Here is a 4,281-nt window from a genome sequence, read left to right as displayed (position 1 = left end):
ATGGTGTGGGCGTTTTGATTAAGCGTTAGAAACTAAATCATGCCAGAAATGGGCGCCCACCCCCACCTTTTCGCTTGCGCTGCCAAGCAATTTTCATCCGTTCCGCTAGTTTTGCAAGAGGCTCAATCAGTACTGGAGCTGGCACATGCAAGGTCCGTATCTGAAGGGCTAGGTCATGCCCAGTGAGGTCGGGGAGTCCGATATCAAGGATGCATACGTCCGGCACTGCGGTCTTTAATGAGGTTAACGCGGCTTTGGCAGTGTGTGCTAGCGTTACGTTGTGCCCCGCAGTGACCAGAAAGAACTCAATCATTTCGGCCGCGTCAACATTGTCATCAACAATCAAGATAGACAACTTATTGTTAGCAAGGGGGAGCTCGAGGGACCGCTCAACTCTGCGACGCTCTGGCCCAGAATCCTCTACTTTCAGTCCTGGGATGCACACAGTGAAACGGCTTCCAAGGCCGATCCCATCACTGTGACAAGTCACTGTACCCTTATGCAGTTCCACGATGTTGTGTACCAGTGCCAAACCAATACCTAGCCCTCCTGTCGTACGGTCAGAAGTTCGCTGGACCTGCTCGAACATTTCAAAAATATTATGCTGCGCCCCTTGCTCGATCCCGACACCATTGTCCGAGACGACTATGCATACATCATTTCCCGTTACCGATAGCCTAACCTCTATCGCTCCACCGGGTTGCGTATATTTCGCAGCGTTGTTGACGAGATTGGCTACTACCTGAATTAGCCGCTTTTCGTCTCCTTTCACGTGAGCCTTGGATGGTGCCGCAACTATCGCAAGCGTATGGTCGCGATGTTCGATCAATGAACGGACCTGTTCGATCGCCGCACCTACGACGATTTTCATGTCGAGTGCCCGGATGTCGAGCTTTACTTGGCCGCGCGACACCCGAGAAACGTCAAGTAAATCATCTACCAGTTCGGTCATATGTTTGACCTGTCGCATAATGACTTGGCTCGCTTTTTTAGACGATTCAGCGTCAAGCTTTTGCAGCGAAAGGAGTTCGGCAGCGGCGCTAACAGGTGCTAGCGGATTGCGTAACTCATGCGCTAGCATCGCTAAAAACTCATCCTTTCGGCGGTCTGCGTCCTGTAGCGCTTCCTCCATTTTGCGCCGATCGGTACCGTCACGGGTCAGTTTGCAAAAACCCGTTAAGTTACCCGAGGCGTCTTTGATTGCAATAATTTCAATCAGTGCCCAGAAACGAGAGCAGTCCTTACGCTGGCGCCAATCTTCCTCCTGATAGGTGCCATGCTTTGCCGCCTCGCGCAAATTATGTTCTGGGCGTCCGTCGATTCGTTCTTGATCTGTGTACAGCATAGAAAAGTTACGACCCACGGCTTCGTCGGTGCGATACCCCTTCATCGCCTGCGCCGCCGGATTCCACGTTTGAATAGTGCCGTCGCAATCAAGCAGAAAGATGGCGTATCCCGAGACTTTCTCAACCATGCAGGAATAGCTATGGTGGACTAGTGAACTTTCCATGACACTACCCTAAATAAATATCGTAAATGAAACTATAACTTCGATACGCTAAGAGTGATTTTCGATTGCGCGGTTGTCATGGGTACTGGGGACAGAAGCTAGCCTGTCGCTAAACAAGTGTTTGGCGACAAGTCGGCTCATTGCCGCACCTGCTCTCCATCGTGAACACGCTGAAAGACAAACAGGTTGCCTTCCGATTGCTCACCGAAGGAATGGACACGACGACAGCGTCCGGAGAACTGAGGTGTACTGTCAATAATGGACACGTCCGTTTCAAGCAGCCAGCGCCTCTTTTCTGAAATTTTCAGCAAATGATGCTGGTGACTGGTAGCCAAGGCGCGAATGGCGCCGCTGGCGGTTGTAAAAGATCTCGATGTATTCCTTGATCGCCGATTCCGCGTTAGCCAGCGTGGCATACCTCTGATGATGAATCATTTCGTTCTTCAAGCTTCCCCAGAAGCTCTCCATAGGCGCGTTGTCATAGCAGTTCCCCTTGCGCGACATGGATGCCTGCATGCCAAACTGCGCAACCAGCTTGCGGTAGTCATCGGCGCAATACTGGGTCCCGCGATCGGAGTGATGAATCAAGCCAGGCGCTGGGCGCTTGCTACGTACCGCCCGCCACAGGGCCTGCGCCGTCAGGTCTTGCGTCATGCGTGGCCCCATCGCGTAGCCCACCAGCTCGCACTTAAAAACGTCTTTCACACCGGCGAGATACAGCCAACCTTCATCGGTCATCACGTACGTGATATCGGTCACCCAGGCTTCATTAGGCCGGGTTGGCGCGAACGTTTGGTTCAACAGATTCTCTGCCACCGGGAAGGCATGGCGCGAGTTTGTCGTCGCCTTGAACTTGCGCTTTTGCTTGCACCGCAGGCCCAGCTCCTGCCGCAGCCGCACGATGCGGTCACGCCCCGTATCAAACCCTTGCGCGACCAATTCGGACTGAAGGCGCAACGGCCCATAGGTCTCGCGAGTCTGCACATGCGCGGCCTTAATCGCCACCTTCAACCGCTCATCGTCCTGCACGCGCCGGGACGGCGGGCGGCCCACTGCTGCGTAGAAGCCGCTGCGCGACACGTCGAACACACGGCACAACAGGCCAAGCGGGTAATCGAGTCGCACCGACTTTATGAACGCGTACCGGGTAGCGACTTTCTCGCAAAGTACGCGGTGGCCTTTTTTTGCACTTCCTTCTCCATGCGCTCCACGGCCAATTCCTTGTGCAGTTTCGCCACCTCGGCTTCCAGCTCGGCGACGCTGCGACTGCCTGGCGGTGCAGTCGGGTCGCTACCGCGCTTCGCCGCGCTCACCCAATTGGCCAATGTCCCCTTGGGAATGGCGATTCGCTTCGCTGCTTCTTCCAGCGTCAGACCCTGGGCAAGCACCAGCTTGACGGCCTCCGCCCGGTACTCCGCGTGTATGTCGTTGATTTCATAAATTCACTCCTTTTGACAAGTTTATCAAATGGAAGTGTCCACGCAACTCAGGTTACCTCAATCCTTGCCGCGCTTAGGGGCGGCATGTCCAAGGCCGCCGCGTGCCGAACCTTTGGCGTCAAACGAACCACCTTAATTGAAACAATCGCGCGGATCGGCGGTGCCTCATCAACATGAGGAGCCTGCCCCGGCAAATCGCGGTTCGTACTGCAAGTCGCCATCTCGCGCGGATTGTCAGCCCGATCGGCCATGTCCGCTGTTGTAGCGGTTGATCTACGCCAGCGTCCAGCGGGAAGCGCTCGTGGATATTTAACAACAAAAGGCGCGACTGAGGTAGAGTAAACGTAATCGAATTGCCACCAAAAAATAATGTCGAGCCATCAAGCATCTATCTATGAGTTTCCAGATGACGAAGATCTTTGGGTAGTCAAATGGATCGATGAGTTCCACCAAACACACCTTCTCTCTCGGACAGCCTTCGTCACGGTGCTGCTCCAAAAACTGCAAATCACCAGCCTCGGCGCACTTGCGCGCTTAAGCCAAGCTGACTGTATGTCCCTTGTAGGGAAGCCACCAGAGGGAAAAGCGCAAGATTTTGTTCAGATTTATCAGGCAGTGGGGCTGTTGCCCAGCCTGACAATTGGGGACGTGTTTCAACGCAAACAGCGAGTAGGCCAGCTGCCGTATCGGATGATGAGCTACGCCGTTTTGCCCGGGCAGAGTGACGACGAAGAATACCGTCTGAAAGATGAATTGAAAAAGCCGCCGGGGTGGCCGGAAAAATGGCCTTACAGAGTTCTGAACAATTCAGAGTATGCAGGCTTGGCCTTTCGTCATCCAGACACCAGTTCGTCGCCCCTGAACGCGCGCTGTGTGGTTTTTCGCAAGCGTGACGGCCGCCATCAGAATCTGTTCATCATTCCCCGCATGACAATCTTCAAAGCATTCTATGCACCTCACACCGACATGGCGCGCGCATTTTCAACGGGGCCCTGGCAACGGAATCTGGAACACGTGATTTGCACAGCAGATATCGAATCTGGCCAAAAAACCGAGGTCACACATGACGGCGCACAATGGAATATCGTGTTGCGTCCGCGAATTGATGACGACTATTGTTGGCTTTTGGCGGTCCTCTTTTTCGATCCACATGGACGCACCTGCGCCAATATGATTCACACGGTGAGCATGCAGGACCGTCACAACAGAGCCAATTGCAAAACGATTTTTCTGAACTGGCCGGCATCACGGGAGCGCGACTTTCCATCGCATTTTCGTGATGCTGGACGAATTCTGGTCGGTTATGGTGGCGGAATCATGGTTAATCTCATT

Annotated in this window: 3 protein-coding genes; 1 reads left to right on the top strand and 2 read right to left on the bottom strand. The window is 53.9% G+C overall.

The features are described from left to right. Window positions 1-37 precede the first annotated feature (37 nt). Both F2P44_RS33800 and F2P44_RS33795 read right to left on the bottom strand, forming a co-directional pair. Window positions 38-1,474, bottom strand: a complete 1,437-nt coding sequence (locus F2P44_RS33800; protein WP_167094395.1) for a PAS domain-containing hybrid sensor histidine kinase/response regulator — start codon at window positions 1,472-1,474, stop codon at window positions 38-40. A gap of 309 nt (window positions 1,475-1,783) precedes the next feature. Next, window positions 1,784-2,952, bottom strand: a protein-coding gene (locus F2P44_RS33795) for an IS3 family transposase (RefSeq protein ID WP_370662790.1) whose coding sequence is annotated in 2 segments (ribosomal slippage) — window positions 1,784-2,697 and window positions 2,697-2,952 — 1,170 coding nt in all. Because the reading frame shifts where the segments join, the coding sequence is not laid out codon by codon here. A gap of 366 nt (window positions 2,953-3,318) precedes the next feature. Between F2P44_RS33795 and F2P44_RS33785 the strand changes: the two genes are divergently transcribed. Continuing rightward, the coding region (locus F2P44_RS33785) for a hypothetical protein (RefSeq protein ID WP_167094393.1) at window positions 3,319-4,281 on the top strand (963 nt) is incomplete at its 3' end.

The organism is Massilia frigida (assembly GCF_011682175.1).
Lineage (GTDB): Bacteria > Pseudomonadota > Gammaproteobacteria > Burkholderiales > Burkholderiaceae_D > Telluria_A > Telluria_A frigida.
The sequence above is the reverse complement of the archived record's forward strand: the minus strand, read 5'-3'. Positions and strand labels throughout refer to the sequence as shown.

What these genes read in the sequence shown, in the direction of transcription:
- F2P44_RS33800 (WP_167094395.1), bottom strand. Translation starts at nt 1,474, where the DNA reads ATGGTTGAGAAAGTCTCGGGATACGCCATCTTTCTGCTTGATTGCGAC.